Source organism: Acidovorax sp. KPB24-07 (genome assembly GCF_057543315.1).
The window spans coordinates 1-1,774 of sequence record NZ_BAAJYS010000559.1 but is presented as its reverse complement, the minus strand read 5'-3'; the positions used below and the strand labels follow the sequence as shown (position 1 = coordinate 1,774).

Sequence of the window (1,774 nt, the reverse complement as noted above, 5' to 3'; positions counted from 1 at the left end):
AGCACGTGCACCGGGCGGCCGGCCTCGGCCTCGGCGCGCATGCGGGCGTAGAGCGCGTCGGCGGCCTGCACCTGCTCGCGGGTGGCCTCGGTGCGCACCGACAGGTAGCCCACGGGGCGGTCGCCCTCCATCAGCGGGGTGACGTTGGCCATCACCCAGTAGAAGTCGCCGTTCTTGCGCCGGTTCTTCACCGCGGCCGACCAGGGCCGGCCCTGGCCGATGGTGTCCCACATGTCGCGGAACGCCTCCTCGGGCATGTCGGGGTGGCGGATCAGGTTGTGGGGCTGGCCCAGCAGGGCCTCGCGCTCGTAGCCGCTCACCTCGATGAACATCGGGTTGCAGTACAGGATGCGCCCTTTCAGGTCGGTGGTGGACACCAGGGTTTCGCCGGAAGGAAACGGGTATTCCTGCGTGCTGACCGGAAGATTTCTTCGCATGGGAAGCCTTTCTGGGGAAGAAGCTTTTGTCTCGTACGGACGGTGCGGCACGGCGCCGCGGGCCCCTGCGGGATGCAGTGCGGCCGATGGTAGGTGGCACATCCCGGCTTGTGGAAACCTTTCGGCCGGGGCTTGATCTGGGTCAAGAGCCCGGGGACGCTGCGAACGCGGACCGTCGTTTCCCGACCACCCATTTGCTATCAATTGAATAGCTACCAAGACAATGAAAACGCCGGCATGCGGGCGATTTGGCTCTCAAAACCCCGTTCCGTCCCGCAGAAACCCTTCGGATCGACGGCCCGGCCGGCCGGCGGCCCGCCAGCGCGGCCACACACTCCCGGGGCCAGCGCCCGAGGGGCCCGCCACCGCCTGCGAGGGGCACGCGCGGCCCGCACGCGGCATGAAGGTTGCAAGGTCCGGACACGAGGCCCGCCGGAGGGCTTTCCAGCCTGCTACAGCTTCACACGATCTTTTCAATTGACCGTCAGAATGCTCGCCACAACGAAAGCCGTGCCTTGTCCATGAATTGCCCACGCCCTGCCACACGCTCGCTGCCCTCCGCCCCCGCTGCCATGGCCCCACGGCCCTCCTCCTTGACCTCTTCCTGTGTGACCGCTGTCCCCGGTGCCCTGCGCCGGGCCGGCGCTGCCGTGCTGGCGGCCGCCTTCGTGGTGACCGGGTGTTCGGACAAGGCCGCCAAGCAGCCCGCGCCGCGCGCCCCGGTGGAAGCCGGCGTGGTCACGATCCAGCCCGAGCGGCAGTCGATCACCACCGAGTTGCCCGGGCGCACCAGCGCGTTCCTGGTCGCCGAGATCCGGCCGCAGGTGGGCGGCATCGTGCAAAAGCGGCTCTTCACCGAAGGGGCGGACGTGAAGGCCGGGCAGGTGCTGTACCAGCTGGACGCCTCGCCCTTCGAGGTGGCGCTGGCGAGCGCCGAAGCCTCGCTGGGCAAGGCCCAGGCCACCGTGGGCACGGCCGAGACCAACGCGCGGCGCAATGCCGAGCTGGTCAAGATCGATGCGATCAGCCGGCAGGTGTATGACGACAGCCAGGCGGTGCTGGTGCAGGCCCGCTCGGACCTGGCCGTGAACCGCGCGGCGGTCGAGAACGCCCGCATCAACCTGGGCTACACCCGCATCAAGGCGCCCATCTCGGGCCGCACCACCACCTCGGCGGTGACGCCGGGCGCGCTGGTGACCGCCAACCAGACCACGGCGCTCACCACCATCTCGCAGATCGACCCGCTCTACGTGGACGTGACCCAGTCCAGCACCGACGTGCTGCGCCTGAAGACCGACCTGGCCAAGGGGCGCTTTCAGCGCGCGGGCGAAGGCCAG

The 1,774-nt window shown here is 69.2% G+C and carries 2 protein-coding genes; one reads left to right on the top strand and one right to left on the bottom strand.

Annotation, left to right across the window (positions count from 1 at the left end; all coding sequences use genetic code 11):
• Positions 1-437: PAS domain-containing protein (locus tag AC27IQ_RS23820; protein ID WP_487091037.1), on the bottom strand; the 437-nt coding region annotated here is incomplete at its 3' end.
• 593 nt (positions 438-1,030) lie between these two features.
• Here AC27IQ_RS23820 and AC27IQ_RS23815 point away from each other — a divergent pair.
• Positions 1,031-1,774 (top strand): efflux RND transporter periplasmic adaptor subunit (locus AC27IQ_RS23815; protein ID WP_487091036.1); only part of this gene is annotated, 744 nt, incomplete at its 3' end.